Annotated in this window: 19 protein-coding genes; 13 read left to right on the plus strand and 6 right to left on the minus strand. The window is 67.6% G+C overall.

Annotated features, from left to right (window positions below; genetic code table 11):
* Positions 1-69: 69 nt before the first annotated feature.
* Positions 70-1,308, minus strand: a complete 1,239-nt coding sequence (locus tag HY058_20660; protein ID MBI3499715.1) for a UbiH/UbiF/VisC/COQ6 family ubiquinone biosynthesis hydroxylase — start codon at positions 1,306-1,308, stop codon at positions 70-72.
* Between the two features lie 57 nt (positions 1,309-1,365).
* A complete protein-coding gene (locus HY058_20665; GenBank protein MBI3499716.1) occupies positions 1,366-1,557 on the minus strand; it encodes a hypothetical protein in 192 nt (63 codons plus the stop codon).
* A gap of 457 nt (positions 1,558-2,014) precedes the next feature.
* On the opposite strand from HY058_20665, the gene HY058_20670 reads away from it, so the two are divergent.
* From HY058_20670 to HY058_20715, 10 genes are all read left to right on the plus strand, one after another.
* Positions 2,015-2,353: a P-II family nitrogen regulator gene (locus HY058_20670; protein MBI3499717.1), complete on the plus strand. Its 339-nt coding sequence runs from the start codon at positions 2,015-2,017 to the stop codon at positions 2,351-2,353.
* 170 nt (positions 2,354-2,523) lie between these two features.
* Positions 2,524-3,714 (plus strand): aminotransferase class I/II-fold pyridoxal phosphate-dependent enzyme, encoded by a 1,191-nt coding sequence (locus HY058_20675; GenBank protein ID MBI3499718.1) that lies wholly within the window; start codon positions 2,524-2,526, stop codon positions 3,712-3,714.
* A 2-nt stretch (positions 3,715-3,716) separates the two neighbouring features.
* Positions 3,717-6,143 (plus strand): DNA translocase FtsK 4TM domain-containing protein, encoded by a 2,427-nt coding sequence (locus HY058_20680; GenBank protein ID MBI3499719.1) that lies wholly within the window; start codon positions 3,717-3,719, stop codon positions 6,141-6,143.
* 162 nt (positions 6,144-6,305) lie between these two features.
* On the plus strand, positions 6,306-6,953 hold the full coding sequence (locus HY058_20685) for an outer membrane lipoprotein carrier protein LolA (protein MBI3499720.1): 648 nt from the start codon (positions 6,306-6,308) through the stop codon (positions 6,951-6,953).
* Between the two features lie 119 nt (positions 6,954-7,072).
* Positions 7,073-7,837, plus strand: coding sequence for a gamma-glutamyl-gamma-aminobutyrate hydrolase family protein (locus HY058_20690; GenBank protein MBI3499721.1), 765 nt, complete (start codon positions 7,073-7,075; stop codon positions 7,835-7,837).
* Between the two features lie 87 nt (positions 7,838-7,924).
* On the plus strand, positions 7,925-8,965 hold the full coding sequence (locus tag HY058_20695; protein MBI3499722.1) for a 2Fe-2S iron-sulfur cluster binding domain-containing protein: 1,041 nt from the start codon (positions 7,925-7,927) through the stop codon (positions 8,963-8,965).
* A gap of 39 nt (positions 8,966-9,004) precedes the next feature.
* Positions 9,005-9,598, plus strand: a complete 594-nt coding sequence (locus HY058_20700) for a hypothetical protein (GenBank protein MBI3499723.1) — start codon at positions 9,005-9,007, stop codon at positions 9,596-9,598.
* Positions 9,599-9,656: 58 nt separating this feature from the next.
* On the plus strand, positions 9,657-10,373 hold the full coding sequence (locus tag HY058_20705) for a fumarylacetoacetate hydrolase family protein (protein ID MBI3499724.1): 717 nt from the start codon (positions 9,657-9,659) through the stop codon (positions 10,371-10,373).
* Entirely contained in the window at positions 10,370-11,167 is a 798-nt protein-coding gene (gene xth / locus HY058_20710) for an exodeoxyribonuclease III (protein MBI3499725.1), read from the plus strand. Before HY058_20705 ends, xth begins: the two co-directional genes overlap by 4 nt.
* Positions 11,168-11,320: 153 nt before the next feature.
* On the plus strand, positions 11,321-11,500 hold the full coding sequence (locus HY058_20715) for a hypothetical protein (protein ID MBI3499726.1): 180 nt from the start codon (positions 11,321-11,323) through the stop codon (positions 11,498-11,500).
* A gap of 11 nt (positions 11,501-11,511) precedes the next feature.
* Here HY058_20715 and HY058_20720 read toward each other — a convergent pair whose 3' ends face one another.
* From HY058_20720 to HY058_20730, 3 genes are all read right to left on the minus strand, one after another.
* Positions 11,512-12,102 carry an intradiol ring-cleavage dioxygenase gene (locus HY058_20720; GenBank protein MBI3499727.1) on the minus strand — a complete coding sequence of 197 codons (591 nt, stop codon included), beginning with the start codon at positions 12,100-12,102 and terminating at the stop codon, positions 11,512-11,514.
* Between the two features lie 193 nt (positions 12,103-12,295).
* Positions 12,296-12,784, minus strand: coding sequence for a GNAT family N-acetyltransferase (locus HY058_20725; GenBank protein MBI3499728.1), 489 nt, complete (start codon positions 12,782-12,784; stop codon positions 12,296-12,298).
* Positions 12,771-13,463 (minus strand): pyridoxamine 5'-phosphate oxidase family protein, encoded by a 693-nt coding sequence (locus HY058_20730; protein MBI3499729.1) that lies wholly within the window; start codon positions 13,461-13,463, stop codon positions 12,771-12,773. Before HY058_20730 ends, HY058_20725 begins: the two co-directional genes overlap by 14 nt.
* On the opposite strand from HY058_20730, the gene HY058_20735 reads away from it, so the two are divergent.
* The 3 genes from HY058_20735 to HY058_20745 all read left to right on the plus strand — a co-directional run bounded on the left by HY058_20735 (position 13,462) and on the right by HY058_20745 (position 15,633).
* Positions 13,462-15,066 (plus strand): PLP-dependent aminotransferase family protein, encoded by a 1,605-nt coding sequence (locus tag HY058_20735; GenBank protein ID MBI3499730.1) that lies wholly within the window; start codon positions 13,462-13,464, stop codon positions 15,064-15,066. The two genes, HY058_20730 and HY058_20735, sit on opposite strands and share 2 nt — an antisense overlap.
* A gap of 154 nt (positions 15,067-15,220) precedes the next feature.
* Positions 15,221-15,418, plus strand: coding sequence for a type II toxin-antitoxin system HicB family antitoxin (locus HY058_20740; GenBank protein ID MBI3499731.1), 198 nt, complete (start codon positions 15,221-15,223; stop codon positions 15,416-15,418).
* A 2-nt stretch (positions 15,419-15,420) separates the two neighbouring features.
* On the plus strand, positions 15,421-15,633 hold the full coding sequence (locus tag HY058_20745; protein ID MBI3499732.1) for a type II toxin-antitoxin system HicA family toxin: 213 nt from the start codon (positions 15,421-15,423) through the stop codon (positions 15,631-15,633).
* 60 nt (positions 15,634-15,693) lie between these two features.
* On the opposite strand, the gene HY058_20750 is transcribed toward HY058_20745, so the two are convergent.
* Positions 15,694-16,080 carry a RidA family protein gene (locus HY058_20750; protein ID MBI3499733.1) on the minus strand — a complete coding sequence of 129 codons (387 nt, stop codon included), beginning with the start codon at positions 16,078-16,080 and terminating at the stop codon, positions 15,694-15,696.
* Positions 16,081-16,094 lie beyond the last annotated feature (14 nt).

Genomic DNA, 16,094 nt, shown 5'->3' on the forward strand with positions numbered 1-16,094 from the left:
GCATGAGCCGCTTCTTCTCAGCGCTCTCTGCGCTTCTCAGCGTGCTCTGCGGTTTATCTTGTCTTCGTGTTAAAGCGCCAGGCCCTGCACGAGGCGCGGCAAGTCGCCGAGCGTCCCCATGGCGTGGCGCATGAACAGGCGCTTCAGGCCCGGCAGCTCGTTCACCACGGCGAGGCCGAGATCGCGGGCGAGCTTCACCGGCGGCAAGCTCGTCTGAAACAGGCGATTGAGGCCGTCGGTCGCCGCGATCAAGGAGAGCGTGTCGAAGCGACGCCAGCGTTGGTAGCGCTCGAGCACATCCAATTGTCCGATGTCGAGGCCGAGGCGGCTGGCATCCACCAGCACTTCGGCAAGCGCCGCCACGTCGCGGATGCCGAGATTGAGGCCTTGGCCGGCGATGGGGTGGATCGCGTGGGCGGCATCGCCGATGAGCGCCAAGCGCTGGTCGATCGAACGCTCGGCCAAGAGCAGGCCCAAGGGATAGGACCAGCGTCGGCCGGCGACGGAGAGTTGGCCCAGCTCGTCGCCGAAGCGACGCTGGAGTTCGGCGGCGAATCCGGCATCGTCCAACGCCAGCATGGCCCCGGCGATCCGGCTGCGCTCGGTCCACACCAGGGACGAAGAGCGGCCGGGCAGCGGCAGCATGGCGAAGGGCCCGGCGGGGAGGAAGCGCTCATGGGCGACGTTGCGGTGGTCGCGCTCATGGGCGACGGCGCAGACGATCGCCGTCTGTCCATAGGCCCATTCCGTGACCGCGATGCCGGCGGCGGCTCTGGTGGGCGAGCTCCTTCCGTCGGCGGCGATGGCGAGACTGGCTTTGATCCCTCGTCCATCGGCCAGATGCGCGCGGACGCGTGCGCCAATCCGTTCCAAGCCTTCGACACGCGCCGGCGCGATGAGCTTGAGATCCGGCCGCTTCTCGAGTCCGCGATAAAGCGCGCGGCGGATGAAGCGATTCTCCACAATATACCCGAGAGGATCGCCGACCTCGCGGTGGTCGTAGTGCAGGAACAAGCGCGAGGCGCCGGCTTCGAAGCCGCCATCGCTCACCCGAATATCGAGGATGGGACAGGCATGCTGTGCCGCGTGCTCCCAGATGCCGAGTGCGGCCAGCACGCGCTCGGAGCCATGGGCGATTGCCGAAGCGCGGCCGTCATGGGCATCGTCGGCCAGATCGGCCGGGCTCTCCCGGTCGACCACCGCAGTCACGATGCCTGCCGAAGCCAGCGCGTGCCCGAGGGTCAATCCCACCAGGCCGCCGCCGACCACGACCACATCGACCCGCAAGTCTGCTGCGGCCGCGCTCATTGCCGGGCTAGCCTGTCGAGCGAATAGGACAATGTCTAGGGCGATGCCGGAAGCGGCTCAGCTCAAGGCTTGCTTTCCGAGCCAGGCCGTCTCCGACGGCTGTTCGAAGCGGGCCGCCATGCTGTCGTAAGTTTGGGCCATGTGCAGGAACGAGCCACGCGCGCCGGCGTCCTGGATCGCCTCGGCCTTGGTGCGGCATTCCGCCGCCATCATCCGCCAGCGCCGCACCTGTTCCTGCCAATCGTCCATGCCGATTCGAACCTTGGCGATGCTGCTCCGTGACAGGCTTACGTCAACCCGCTGGCATCGGGTCAATGGGAAAATACCGAGGGAAATCAAGATAATACAACACAAAAACGCACCGCATTGGTGGGCCGGCATAAGGGTGATCGGGCCCTGGTGATTCGGCCCGGTCGTCGGCGCCAGGGCGCGGCCGTGGCCAAAGGGTTGCTGCCGAAAAGGTCGCCGGATGGCGACCGACTGCCCATTTGCTAGGCAGTGGTTCGCTGGGGCGGCCGCGATGCCGGAGCCGTCGATAGCGGGAGAGAGGAAGCACGTTCGGGCCGGCGCGGCCGGAGAATCGCCCGGCATCGAACGACGGCATGATTCTTGATATCCCGGCGGATTGTTCGGCACGATTCGGCAAAGGTGCTGCAGCCTGGCTACGGAACGCCGCGGCCGCTGCGGCCTAGGAAGGGGACCTCGGATGAAAATGGTCGTGGCGATCATCAAGCCGTTCAAGCTGGAGGAGGTGCGCGAAGCGCTGACCAGCTTGGGCGTGCAGGGCCTGACGGTGAGCGAGGTCAAAGGCTTCGGCCGGCAGAAGGGCCAGACCGAAATCTATCGCGGGGCGGAATACTCGGTGAGTTTCCTGCCGAAGGTGAAGATCGAGGTGGCGGTCACCGATGAAATGGTGAACCAGGTCATCGAGTCGATTCAGAAGTCGGCGTCCACCGGCCGCATCGGCGACGGCAAGATCTTCGTTCTCGATGTCCTGAAGGCCATGCGGATCCGCACCGGCGAGACCGACGCGGAAGCTTTGTAGGTTCGGCCGCGGGCTGTGCAAGGCGGGGGAGGATCTTCGATTAATTAGTGTCACTTTGGGCACTTAGCTGTATAATCTTCAATTCAGCTATGAAGCGCCGGGAGCCGCGTCAGCGCCGCCTGTCGCTCGTTGCTCGACATCCGGTGACACTCTGGCGGTCGCGTCCTTCCATGCTCAATCCGCGTTTCGAGGTCTCCAAGAGCCACGCCTTCCGCCGCTTGGGTGCGCTCTTGCAGGACGTCACGCCAAAGAGCAACCAAAAGCCGGTGCTGTTCTCGGTGGGCGAGCCGCAGAACCAGCCGCCGCCGCTCTTGGCCGAGACGCTCGCCCGCCACGCCGACCAATGGAACCGCTACCCGCCCCAGGGCGGCACGCCCGAGTTCAAGCAAGCCGCCGCCGGCTGGCTCAACCGCCGCTACGCCTTGCCCGCCGGCATGATCGAGCCCGAGCGCCACATCCTGCCGATGCCGGGCAGCCGCGAGCCCTTGTTCATGGCCGCCCTGATCGCGGTGGCGCCGGAGCGCCGCGGCAAGCGCCCGGTGGTGCTCATCCCCAATCCCGCCTATCACGTCTATGCCGGTGCGGCGGCGCTGGCGGGGGCCGATGCGGTGTTCCTGCCGGCGACCAAGGAGACCGGCTTCCTGCCGAACCTCGATCGGATCCCCGCCGAGGTTCTGGACCGCACCGCGCTTTTCTATCTCTGCACGCCTGCCAATCCCCAGGGTGTCGCCGCCGATCTCGCCTATCTGAAGCAAGCGATCCAGCTCGCCCGCACCCATGAATTCGTGCTGGTGGTGGATGAGTGCTACGCCGAGATCTATGACCGCACCCAGCCCGTCGGCATCTTGCAAGCGGCCGCCGCGCTCGGCGGCGACCTCAAGAACATCGCCGCCACCCATTCGCTCTCCAAGCGCTCGAGCGCGCCGGGCCTGCGCTCGGGATTCGTGGTGGCGCATCCGGACCTGATCAAGGGCTTCAGCGACATGATCGGCTATGCCGGCGCCGGCGTGCCGGTGCCGACCTTGGCCGCTTCGGTGGCGCTCTGGTCCGACGATGCCCATGTCGAGGCGAACCGCACGCTCTATCGCGCCAACTTCGATGCAGCCGAGAGGCTCTTCGCCGGCCGCCTCGGCTTCTACCGTCCCGATGGCGGCTTCTATCTCTGGCTCGATGTCGGCGACGGCGAGACGGCGGCAAAACGGCTCTGGGCGGAGGCGGCGATCCGCACGCTTCCCGGCGGCTACATGGGACCGATCGAGTCGAACGGCACGCATCCGGGCAAGCCCTATATCCGCGTGGCGCTGGTCTACGACACGCCCATCACCGCGGCGGCGCTCGCCCGCATGGCGGAGGTTCTGTAAGGATGGCCGCCAACGCCATCAAGCGATCGGGCTTCCTGCCGGACGGCGCCGACTCGTTCCTGCGCGGCCGCGCCCAGGAGCTGGCCGGGCTGGCGCTGGTCGGCCTGACCGGGTTCCTCGCCGGCGCGCTCATCGGCTATCAGCCGGGCGACCGCTCCTGGAACGTCGCCGCCGACGGGCCGGTCGCCAATCCCCTGGGGCGCATCGGCGCCATCATTGCCGATGTGCTGCTGCAAAGCCTCGGTCTCGCCGCCATCTTGCCGGTGGTGGTGGCGCTTGCCTGGGGCGTGCGCCTCATGGTCCATCGGCCGGTCGGCCGCGCGAGCCTGCGCCTGACCGCGCTGCCGATCGCCATCCTCGCCGCCGCCGCTTCCTTGAGCCCGCTGCCGGCGCCACCGCTCTGGATGGCGCCCGTCGGCCTCGGCGGTGCCGCGGGCCAGCTCATCCATGCCAACCTCGTGGGCTGGGTCCCGCCGATCGCGGGGATCGCTGCCCAGAGCCTCTTGTCCCTGATCGGCGCCGGTGTGGCCACCTTGGCGCTCGCCGTCGCTTTCGGCTTCTCGATCAAGGAGTGGATCGAGGTCGCCTGCGCCACGCTCGAGGCGATCCTCGTCACCAGCCGCTTTGCCGTTCGCGCCGGCGTGGTCGGCGGCCGCTTTGGCAGCCGCGCGGCGCGGCGCGGCTACGACATGGCCGCCGGCATCGCGCAGTTGAAGCGCGTCGAGCCGCGCTTGGTGATACGCGGCGATCGCAAGGCCGCCGATGAGGACGAGGACGACGCGCTGCTGCTCGACACCCCGCTCGCAAGCCCGCCCCGCGCGGTGCTGCGCGAAAGTCTGGTGGCGCCCAAGGCCGACCGGCCGGCTCCCGGACGCAAGGCCCAGCAAGCGCAGCGGCAGCCAGCCTTGGCGCTGGAGAGTGCGGGCGAATACAGCCTGCCGCCGATCACGCTGCTCAGCGTGCCCAAGGCGATCGCCGGCACGCAGCTCGACGACGCCGCCCTCCAGCAGAATGCCCGCCTGCTCGAATCCGTGCTGCAGGATTTCGGCGTCAAGGGCGAGATCGTCAAAGTACGCCCGGGGCCGGTGGTGACGCTCTATGAGCTGGAGCCGGCGCCCGGCATCAAATCCTCCCGCGTAATCGGGCTCGCCGACGACATCGCCCGCTCGATGAGCGCCATTGCCGTAAGGGTCGCGGTCATACCCGGGCGCAACGTCATCGGCATCGAGCTGCCGAACGCGCGCCGCGAGACGGTGTATCTGCGCGAGCTCCTGGCCTCGGAAGCCTATGAGCGCAATCCGGCCAAGCTCGCCCTCATCCTCGGCAAGGATATCGGCGGGGCGCCGGTCATCGTCGATCTGGCGCGCATGCCGCATCTCCTGATCGCCGGCACCACCGGCTCGGGCAAGTCGGTCGCCATCAACACCATGATCCTCTCGCTTCTCTACCGCATGCCGCCGGAGAAGTGCCGCTTCATCATGGTCGATCCGAAGATGCTGGAGCTCTCCGTCTATGACGGCATTCCGCATCTCCTGGCGCCGGTGGTGACCGAGCCGAAGAAGGCGATCGTGGCGCTCAAATGGACCGTGCGCGAGATGGAGAACCGCTACCGCTCGATGTCGAAGCTGGGGGTGCGCAACATCGAGGGCTACAACGCCAGGCTCGAGGAAGCGCGCGCCAAGGGCGAGGTGTTGAAGCGCCGGGTGCAGACCGGCTTCGACGGCGACACCGGCAAGCCGGTGTTCGAGGACGAGCCCCTCGACCTGACCGATCTTCCCTACATTGTCGTGGTGGTCGACGAGATGGCCGATCTGATGCTGGTCGCCGGCAAGGACATCGAATGGGCGATCCAACGCCTGGCGCAGATGGCGCGGGCCGCCGGCATCCATCTCCTGATGGCGACGCAACGCCCCTCGGTCGACGTCATCACCGGCACCATCAAGGCCAACTTCCCCACCCGCATCAGCTTCCAGGTGACCTCGAAGATCGACAGCCGCACCATCCTGGGCGAGCAGGGTGCCGAACAGCTCCTGGGCCAGGGCGACATGCTCTACATGGCCGGCGGCGGCCGCATCACCCGGGTGCACGGCCCCTTCGTGACCGACGGCGAGGTCGAGGACGTGGTGCGCTTCCTCAAGGCTCAGGGCCAGCCCGACTATCTCGATGCGGTGACCGAGGATGAGGAGCCCGAGCTCGATCCCGCGGGGATGGGCGAGGGCGGCTCCGGCGATGACCTCTACGACCAGGCGGTGGCGATCGTGACCCGCGAGAAGAAAGCCTCCACCAGCTTCATCCAGCGCCACCTGCAGATCGGCTACAACCGCGCCGCCCGCATCATCGAGCGCATGGAGGCGGACGGCGTGATCAGCACCGCCAACCATGTCGGCAAGCGCGAGGTCCTCGCCCGCTCGGCCGACGACGCGGCGTAGCTCTCGAATGCCCCCACCCCAGCCCTCCCCCACGCTTACGCGCGGGGGAGGGAGTAGGAAGCGCACTTCTTACCCCCTCCCTCGCCGCCAGGCGGGGGAGGGCCGGGGTGGGGGCACCTCGGCCTTGCGCCTCGCCGCGAGGAGCGCCATCTACACCCCGTCATGCGGATGCCAATCCTTGCCGCGGCGGCCCTCGCCCTCGGGCTCGCCCTCCTCCCCGCCCCGGATCTCGCCGCCAAGCCGCCGGAGCCGGCGCCGCTCAACGATCGCGACCGCGCCGATCTCTCGCGCATCGAGGGCTATCTCAATGGCGTGCGCACCATGGTCTCGCCCTTCATGCAGACGGCGAGCGACGGATCGGTTGCCAGCGGCACGCTGTTTTTGCAGCGGCCGGGCAAGCTGCGCATCGAATACGATCCGCCCACGCCGGTGCTCATCGTCAGCGCCTCGGGCCAGCTTGTCTATTACGACAAGACCCTGCAGCAGGTGACCTATGTGCCGACCAGCTCCACCCCGGCCGGCGTCTTGGTCCAGGAGCCGGTTCAGCTCTCGGGCGAGGTCACGGTAACGCGCCTGCAGCACGGCCCCGGCGTCATCCGGGTGACCTTGGCGCGCACCGCTGAGCCGGAGGCCGGGCGCGTCACCCTCATCTTCTCCGACCAACCCTTGCAGCTGAAGCAATGGACCGTGGTCGACGGCCAGGGCATCGAGACCCAGGTGGCGCTGTTGGATCCGGTCCTGGGCGGCCCGATCGATCCCAAGCGCTTCGAATTCACCGACCCCCGGACGCGCAGTTCGGGCGCCCGTTAGCCGCCGCTCCGCCTCCGCCGACGCACGGGTTCTTGTAGCGTCGAGGCGTCGCCGCGCTTGCCGATCGGCCCTGCCTCGCGGTATTTCATAGGGATCTTAGAACCCTAGCGGATGGCGTCATGACGCCGTTGATCGGCATTCCCGCCTGCGCCCGCATCAAGACCCCCGGGCCGATTCACCATGTCGGCGAGAAATACATCAACGCCGTGGTCAACGGCGCCGAGGGCTTGCCGGTGCTGATCCCAGCACTCGGCGGCAACGTCGACCTGGATGAGCTCGTTGCCCGCCTCGATGGCCTCTTGTTGACCGGCAGTCCTTCCAATGTCGAGCCGCACCACTATGGCGGCCCGGCGTCGCGCGAAGGCACCGAGCACGATCCCAAGCGCGATGCCACCACGCTGCCGCTGATCCGCAAGGCGGTGGCCGCGGGTCTGCCTTTGTTGGCGATTTGCCGCGGCATCCAGGAGCTGAATGTCGCCTTCGGCGGCAGCCTGCACCAGCTCGTGCACGAGGTCGACGGCAAGCGCGACCATCGCTCCGACAAGTCGAAGGCGATCGACCGGCGCTACGACCCGGCGCATCCGTTGCATCTGACGCCAGGCGGCATGCTCGCCCGTCTCTACGGCGCCGAGGAGGTGATGGTGAACTCGCTCCATGCCCAGGGCATCGACCGGCTCGGCGCCGGGCTCATGGTGGAGGGGACCGCCCCCGACGGCCTCATCGAAGCGGTCAGCGTCATCGGCGCCCGCGCCTTCGCCTTGGGCGTGCAATGGCATCCCGAGCATCCGAGCCTGGAAAGTCCGGTCTCCAAGCCATTGTTCCAGGCCTTCGCGCGGGCCTGCCGCGAGCGCGCCGAAGCGCGGGCTCGGGCCCGCGCGGCTTAGCCGTCGCGGCCCATCAAGTTCTCGCGTCGCGTCCTATAGTGCAGGCTGCAGGCGCCGGCGCGCCGGTTGCACCGGGATCTTCAAAGCATGGCGGTCACCGTCACCATCAGGCAATGGCCCGAGCCCATTGCCGCCGAGCCGGATCGGACCATCCTGGAGGCAGCGCTCGCGGCGGGCGTGCCCTATCCCCATGGCTGCCGGTCCGGCACCTGCGGGGCGTGCAAGTCGCTTCTCGTTGCCGGCGAGGTGATCTTGTCGCCTTATTCCAAGTTCGCCTTGAGCGAGGCCGAGCGCCGGCGTGGGCTGATCCTGGCTTGCCGGGCGCGGGCCGCCGCGCCGGTCGAGGTCGCATGGCTCGAGCCTCCGGATGAGGTGCTGCATCCCGTTCGCCTCCTCGGCTGCCGGGTCGTGGATCTCGCCGACCTCACCCATGACATCAAGCGCGTCACGCTCGCCATCGAGACCGGTCGCCCCTTCACCTTCGCCGCCGGTCAATATGCGAGCCTGACCTTCCCGGGACAGGCACCCCGCGACTATTCGATGGCGAATCGCCCGAGCGAGGCACGGCTCGACTTCCACATCAGGCGCATGGTGGGCGGGGCCGCCAGCCGCTTCGTCACCTCGGCCTTGCAGATGGGTGACGGGGTCGGCCTCGAAGGTCCCTTCGGCCAGTGCTATCTCCGCGAGGCGCATCGGGGCCCGATCCTGGCGCTCGCCGGCGGCTCCGGCCTGGCACCGATCAAATCGATCGTGGAAACCGCGCTGGCCCACGGGCAATCCCAGCCGATTCATCTCTATTTCGGCGTTCGCAGCGAGCGCGACCTCTATCTGGAGGAGCATTTTCGAAGGCTCGCCCGCGACTTCCCGAATCTCACGGTCCATCCCGTGCTCTCCGAGCCCGAGCCAGGCACCTTGCGTCGCACCGGCATGCTGCACCAGGCGGTGGCGGCGGACTTCGCCGATCTCGCCGGGGCCAAGGCCTATGTCGCCGGGCCGCCGGTGATGGTGGAGGCGGTCGCCCCGGTCTTGCTCGAGCGCGGCCTCAGAAGCGAGGATCTCCACGCCGATCCGTTCACCACCGAGGCGGATAAAGCCATGGGCGGCCGGGCGGTGGCGGCGGCACCTTGAGCAGCGCCGCCCTTTGATGGAAGATCTCCGGCGATCCGAATGAAGACCATTCCCCTGAACCAGCCGCCGCCACCGCCGCCCGGGCCCGAGGCGGCGCTGGCCGCGATCGATCGCTTTCGCCAGCTCATCTCCAACGGCTCGTGGTTCGCGGCCGTGGGCGCCCGCCTGACCGCGGCCGAGCTTGGCGAAGCCGCCTCCTATCTGGCCGCCCTCGCCGTCGGCCGCTGGACGATCAATCCTGTCGCCGACTGGGCAGAGGCCAAGGCCCTGGCGAAGGGGGCGAGCTGGGATCCGTCCTGGCAGGATGCGGAACGGGAGCTGCACGAACGACTCTTCGCCCAGGCGCGCCGGCTGATCGTCGGGGTGGCGCTCATCGACGCTCTGGACCGGGTGACGGAAGCGGCCTCCGATGCCGTCAACGGCGCCGCCGCCCTGGTATCGGCGCGGTCGGGTGCCGCCGATCCGGCGCTGCTGCGCGTGGCCACGACGGCTGCCACGCAAGCTTGCTATCAAGCAGCCCTGGCGCTGGCGACCGGCGGCAATGCCGACCATCCCTTCTCGACCAAGCATCGTCTGTTCGCCGCCGGGCGTTGGCCGCTCGGCGTCATCCACGGGCAATTCCACGTTTTCTAGAAGCGCGCCCGATTCCAAAAGCGCCCCCTATTCCAAAAACGACGGAGCACCCTCGACCATGACTGCCTCGAAAATCCGCGCCGAGCCTCTCTATGCCATCCCGATCTGGGCCATCCCGACGGTGCCGGTCGCGGGCGAGGCGGTCCTTTTCCCGGTGCGCCGCATCTACTGCGTGGGACGCAACTACGCCGCGCACGCCCGCGAGATGGGGGCCGATCCCACCCGCGAGGATCCGTTCTTCTTCGCCAAACCGGCGGATGCGATCGTCGCCGACGGCGCCACCATTCCATTTCCGCCGGCGACGAAGAATCTGCACCACGAATTCGAGCTGGTGGTGGCGCTCAAAGCCGGCGGCGCCAAGGTCCCGGTCGCAACCGCCCTCGACCTCGTCTACGGCTATGCGGCCGGTCTCGACATGACCAGGCGCGATCTGCAGAACGCCGCCAAGGCGACCGGCAAGCCCTGGGACATGGGCAAGGGCTTCGACCGATCGGCACCCTGCTCGGCGATCGTGCCGGCAAAGCGCATCGGCCATCCGAGCCGCGGCAAGATCCAGCTCAAGGTCAATGGCACGGTCAAGCAGGAAGGCGCCCTCGGCGATCTCATCTGGAACGTGGCCGAGACCATCGCCTTCCTCTCCGGCCTGGTGGAGCTCGCCGCCGGCGATCTCATCTATACCGGCACGCCCGAAGGCGTGGGCCCGGTCCAGCCCGGCGACCTCCTCGAAGGCCACATCGAAGGTGTCGCCGATCTTTCCATCCGCTACGCCAAATGAGCTTCAGGATCACCACCTGGAACGTCAACTCGGTCAGGCTTCGCATCGATCTGGTGAAGCGGATCCTCACGGAGCTGAAGCCCGATCTCCTTTGCCTGCAGGAGATCAAGGTCGACACGCCCTTGTTTCCGGCCGAGCCCTTGGCCGAGATCGGCTACGCCCACCAGGCGGTCTCCGGCATGAAGGGCTACAACGGTGTCGCCATCCTCGCCCGCAAGCCCTTCGCCGGCAAGGATACCCTCGACTGGTGCGACAAGACCGACAGCCGGCATATCTGGTGCGCGCTCGCCAACGGCATCGAGGTGCACAATATCTACGTCCCTTCCGGGGGCGACGTGCCCGATCCCGAAGAGAACGACAAGTTCGCCCACAAGCTCCGCTTCCTGGATGAGGTCACAAGCTGGTTCGGCGGCGCCCGCAAGCCCTCGAAGCCGATGATCCTGGTGGGCGATCTCAACATCGCTCCCTTGGAGCATGATGTGTGGTCGCATAAGCAGCTCCTGGACGTGGTCTCGCACACGCCGATCGAGGTGGAGAAGCTGACGGCCATGCAGCGCGGCCTCGGCTGGGTCGATGCGGTGCGCCACTTCGTGCCGGCGAGCGAGAAGCTCTACACCTGGTGGAGCTACCGGGCCCATGATTGGCAGGTCTCCAACCGCGGCCGGCGCTTGGACCATGTCTGGGTGACCAAGCCCTTGGCGAAATCGCTGGAGCGGGCCGAGGTGCTCGCCCGCGCGCGGGGCTGGGAGAAAGCCTCCGACCACGTGCCGGTCACCGTCGAACTGGATCTTTAGTTCCGCCGACGTCGCCCCCACCCCGGCCCTCCCCCAGCCGAGCTGGGGGAGGGTGATAGAGGCGAGTCTTTAGACTCCCTCCCCCATGCGTAGCGTGGGGGAGGGTCGGGGTGGGGGCATGCCCGGCCCGCGTGTCACGGGGGAGGGCCCGTCATGTATTCGCGACATGAGCTTGCCGACGATTTTCGCCGATTGGGTGTCGCCCCGGGCGACACCGTCATGTTGCACGCCTCGGTGCGCAGGGTTGGCGCGGTCGCCGGCGGACCGGATCAGATTCACCTGGCGCTCAAGGATGCGCTGACCGCCGACGGCTTGCGCGAGCGAGCGGTCTAGAGCCACATCCGTTATGACAGCACGAAATCGTATCGGCCGATCTTGCCTTCGCCCGAGTCGCCGATCTTCATCAGCAGCTTTTCGTTGAAGATCGGATCGCGGCGATTCTGCGGCTCGCCCGGGAAATACAGCTGGGTCGTCAGCACGCGGCCGCCGGGCCTCTGCACCTTCACATGGTAGTGCCGGGTGCGGCCGGGATAGAGGGCCGGCACGATCGTCTCGAACCACCAGCGCCCGCTGTCGTCGGTCAGCTGATAACCCCGCAACCTGAATCCGGTGTTGTCGTAGGCGCCGCTCTCGTCGGCATGCCAAAGCTGAATGAGCGCCTTCGCAACCGGCCGGCAAGCGGCGTCGACGACGAAACCGGCGACCGCAATCCTCTCGCCCCGAGGCGCGTCGGCGGCGAGGTCGCGCTTCAGCGGGGCATTGGGCTTGAAGTAGGGGCCCTCGGTTTGAGCAAGCGTAACCGGAGCATGGTCGATGCATTCCGGCGTGAGCTCCAGGGGAGGTGCGGCCTGAGCGGCGGCGCGATGGAGCGCCAACGGCGCAAGGCCGGATCCAGCGAGGAAGGCCGCTAGGAAACTGCGGCGTGTCGGCACCATCGGTCTGCTCCTTCGAATGTGCAAGAGAGGCCGCCGCAGCATGCGAAGGCCTCTGCCCATATAGATGGGGGTATCGGGTGTAACCGACCAATTCACGTCCGATCACGGGAAACCCTGCGCCGGGATTTGGGGAGAGGGAGGCGAGAAAGCGGCCGGATCAAGGTTCAAGCCGAAGCTTTGGATGCCCGCGACTCTATTCCACCGGATAGTCGTAGCGGATGAAGCCGTTGAAGCGTGCCAGCGTGTCGTAAAGGGCGCGGGCCCGCGCGTTGTCTTGCCTGGTCTGCCAGTAGAACCGGGGGGCGCCCCGCTGGCGGGCCGCTTCCGCCACCCGTTCGATCAGCGCGCGGGCCACACCCCGGCCGCGCGCCCTCTCGTCGACGAACAGATCCTGCAGATAGCAGATGTCGTCCATCCAGACATGAGCGTGGAAGAGATAGTGCGCGATTCCGACCAGTGCCCCATCGAGATGCGCGCCGACTCCGTAAATGCCGTCGCCGCGGAGCAAACGCTGCCACGTCGCCTCATAGCGGGATGGAGGCAGCTCGGTCTCGTAGAAGGTCTTGTAGCCGCGCGCGAGATCCTCCCAACGTGCGCGGTCCGCCGGTGCCAGCGGAGTGATCGCGATGGCGGCCCGGCCTAGCGCAGGAGCAGCACCGCCCACGGACTCAGTCGGCGGCATAGTTCGCCAGCAGGTCGTCGACGGCATCAGCGGTGGTGAACGCCTTCAGATAATCCGGCAGCGGCGTCGCGGGCTTCAATCTGGGATCGGCGATGGCCTGGCCGGCAACGGTCGTGAGCGGCACCACGCCGGCCCAGACGGGCAGCGCATAGTCCGGCTCGTCGTCCACCGGCGGGCCGGTGCGCACCTTGGCGACGGCGTCTTCGATGGTCATCGCCATCACCGTTGTCGCCTTCAACTCCTGCGCGTTGGGCGGGCGGATCTCTGCCCAGCGCCCGGGTGCCACCCGCTCGACGAAGGCTTCGAGCGCCTTCAGCTTGGCGGCGCCATCTTCGAGCTTATGCGCGGTGCCGAAGGCCAGCACCGAGCGATAGTTGATGGAATGGTGGAAGCCGGAGCGGGCCATGACCAGCCCATCGACGTGGGTCACGGTCAGGCACACCTTGAGGCCCACCGATTGCGCGCGCAGCATGCGGCTCGCCGAGGAGCCGTGCCAGTACAGCGCCTCACCCTCGCGCCAGAACGAGGTCGGCGTCACATAGGGTTGTCCGTCGATGACGTAGCCGACATGGGCGATGAAGGCGGCATCGAGCACGGCGTGCACGGTCTGGCGATCGTAGTGCGCCCGCTTCGGCAGGCGCTTGATGCGCGAGCGCGGGGTCGGCGTGTAGGCGTCCATGGCTGCTCCTCGATCTCCCTTGCAAGGCCGACCATCGCCCATAAAGTGGTTGGAAAGTAAGGTCCAGATTTGCTTGAATGATAGTACCAGTTTGGAGACCAAGGTGACCGCCACCCCACGCACCGACCGCTCGGCTCGCCAGCCCCTCCTATCGCTGTCCCTCGACCCCGAGGGTCCGCTGCCGCTGCATCGCCAACTCTATCAGCAGCTCCGGGAGGCGATCCTGGGGCGCCGCTTGACCTCAGGCATGCGGTTGCCGTCGAGCCGGCTCTTGACCCAAGAGCTCGGCATCTCCCGCAACACCGTGCTCGCCGCCTTGGATCAGCTGACCGCCGAGGGCTACCTCGCACCCCGGCGGGGCTCGGGCAGCTTCGTGGCCGCACTCGCCCCGGAGCCGGCTCTGCCGGCGCGGCAGCCGACGCCGCGGCCTGAGAAGGCCGCGACGCTGAAACCGTCAGGGCGCAGCCGACAGCTCGCCGTTTCCGCCCCGCAACGCCTCGTCACCGGCGGCGCCTTTACACCGGGGTTGGCCGATCATCGCGAGTTTCCCTTTGCCCTGTGGTCGCGGCTGTTGGCGAAATCCTGGCGGGATCCCCCGGCGGCTTTGGTCGGGCCCGGCGAGGCGCAAGGGCATCAGGGCTTGCGCCGCGCGATCGCCCGCTATCTAGGGGCGATGCGCGGCGTCGTCTGCGCGCCGGAGCAGGTGTTCATCGTCAACGGCGCCCGCCAGGCGGTGGATCTGGCGGCGCATGCGCTGATCGACCACGGCGACATCGCCTGCGTGGAGGAGCCGGGATGGCCGGGGCTGCGCGGTACCTTGGCGGCGAACGGCGCGCTTCTCGTCCCGGTGCCGGTCGACGAGTTCGGCATGACGGTGGCGAGCGGGCTTCGAGTCCGCCTCATCGCGGTCGCCCCCTCGCACCAATATCCCTTGGGCGTCACCATGAGCTTGGCGCGCCGCCTCGAGCTCATCCAATGGGCGAAGCGGAGCGACGCTTGGATCCTCGAGGACGACTACGATAGCGAGTTCCGCTATGGCGGCCGACCGCTCGCCGCCCTCCAGGGCCTCGATGAGGAAGGCCGCGTCGTCTATGTCGGTACCTTCTCCAAGGTGCTGTTCGCCTCGCTGCGCCTGGCTTATCTGGTGGTGCCGCCGGAGCTCGTCGACATCGTGGCGAGGGTCCGCCCCAGCCTCGATGACTATCCCTCCGCGATCGCCCAGCCGGCGCTGGCGGAGTTCATCGACGCCGGGCATTTCGTCGCCCACATCCGGCGCATGCGCCGGCGCTATCAGGCGCGCCAGGAAATTCTGCTGGATGCGGCCGGGCGGCATCTTTCCGGTCTTCTCGACATCGAGCCATGCGCAGCGGGCATGCATCTGGTGGCCCGGCTCGGCCGGGCCCTCGCCGGCCGCCAGGATGACCGCACTCTCTCAGGGCTCGCCGCCGCTTCGGGCATCACCGCACCGGCGCTCTCCAGCTACTTCCACGGGCCGGTCGGCGCCCAAGGCCTGCTCCTCGGCTACGCGCCGGTGGCCGAGGACGAGATCGAGCCTGCGGTCAGACGGCTGGCGCAAGCGCTCGGCGCTGCTCGCCAAGGGTGATAATTTCTGCGCACCGGGAAATCGCTGTCCGCGAGGCTGCTGTCGGGGAGGGCACGAGGCGATTGGTTCAAATCAAATACCCGACGAACGATCGGACGCTGTCGGCCGAGCGGGTTGGGTGTATGATGCATAAGCAAGGTCCAAGAGGTCCCTGATGAGATACCGGATCGCTCTTCGCCATTCAGAAGAAGGTTACAGCGTTTCCGTGCCCGGGCTGCCCGGCTGCTGGTCTCAGGGGGCAACCGAGCCGGAGGCCCTCGAGAATATTCGCGACGCGATTCGGGACTACCTGGCGGTCGTCGAGCAGCAGCTAAAGGGCGAGGACATCCGCGAGATCGAGGTCGCTCCCTAAGCTTGCCCAAGATCGCCGGCGTCAATCATCTCGAGGCGGTCCGCGCCCGGGAGAAGGCTGGTTTCCGGATCGCCCGTCAGGGCAAGCATATCGTCATGACCAACGGGGTCCGGATCGTGACGATCCCGCGCCACAATCCGGTCAACGCTTTCACCATGGGCGGCATCGTCCGCGACGCCGGGCTCACAGTCGAGGAGCTTCGCACGCTGCTTTAGCGTGGCGCACGCCTCCGCCGCATTCCCACGCGCAAAGCGGCGTGAGCGGACGCCCGGCGCCTAGGCCTCGGGCTTCAGCGCTGTCACCTCGATCTCGACCCTCATCTCCGGGAAGGTCAAGGGCGTGCAGATGGTGGTGTTCGCCGGCCGGGTCTTGTCGAAGTGCCGCTTCATCACCCTGGACACGGTCATGACGTCGGCGGGATCGGGCACATAGACCCTGACCCGGACCACGTCCTCCAGGCTGGAGCCGGCCTTCGCCAAGGCCTCGCGGATATTGGCGATCGCCTGTTCGCTCTGCGCTTCCGCACCGTCGGCGAAGGCTCCGGTCTTGAAGTCGGCGCCGACGGTGCCGCTGACGAAGACGAAGCGGCCATCGACGACGGCGCGGGCATAACCCGCCAGCTCCTCATATTTGGAGCCGGAATAGATCCATTGCCGCGCCATCGCCGTCGCCGGGA

The sequence above is a fragment of the Pseudomonadota bacterium genome, assembly GCA_016195085.1.
In the GTDB taxonomy this organism is placed as follows: Bacteria; Pseudomonadota; Alphaproteobacteria; order SHVZ01; family SHVZ01; genus JACQAG01.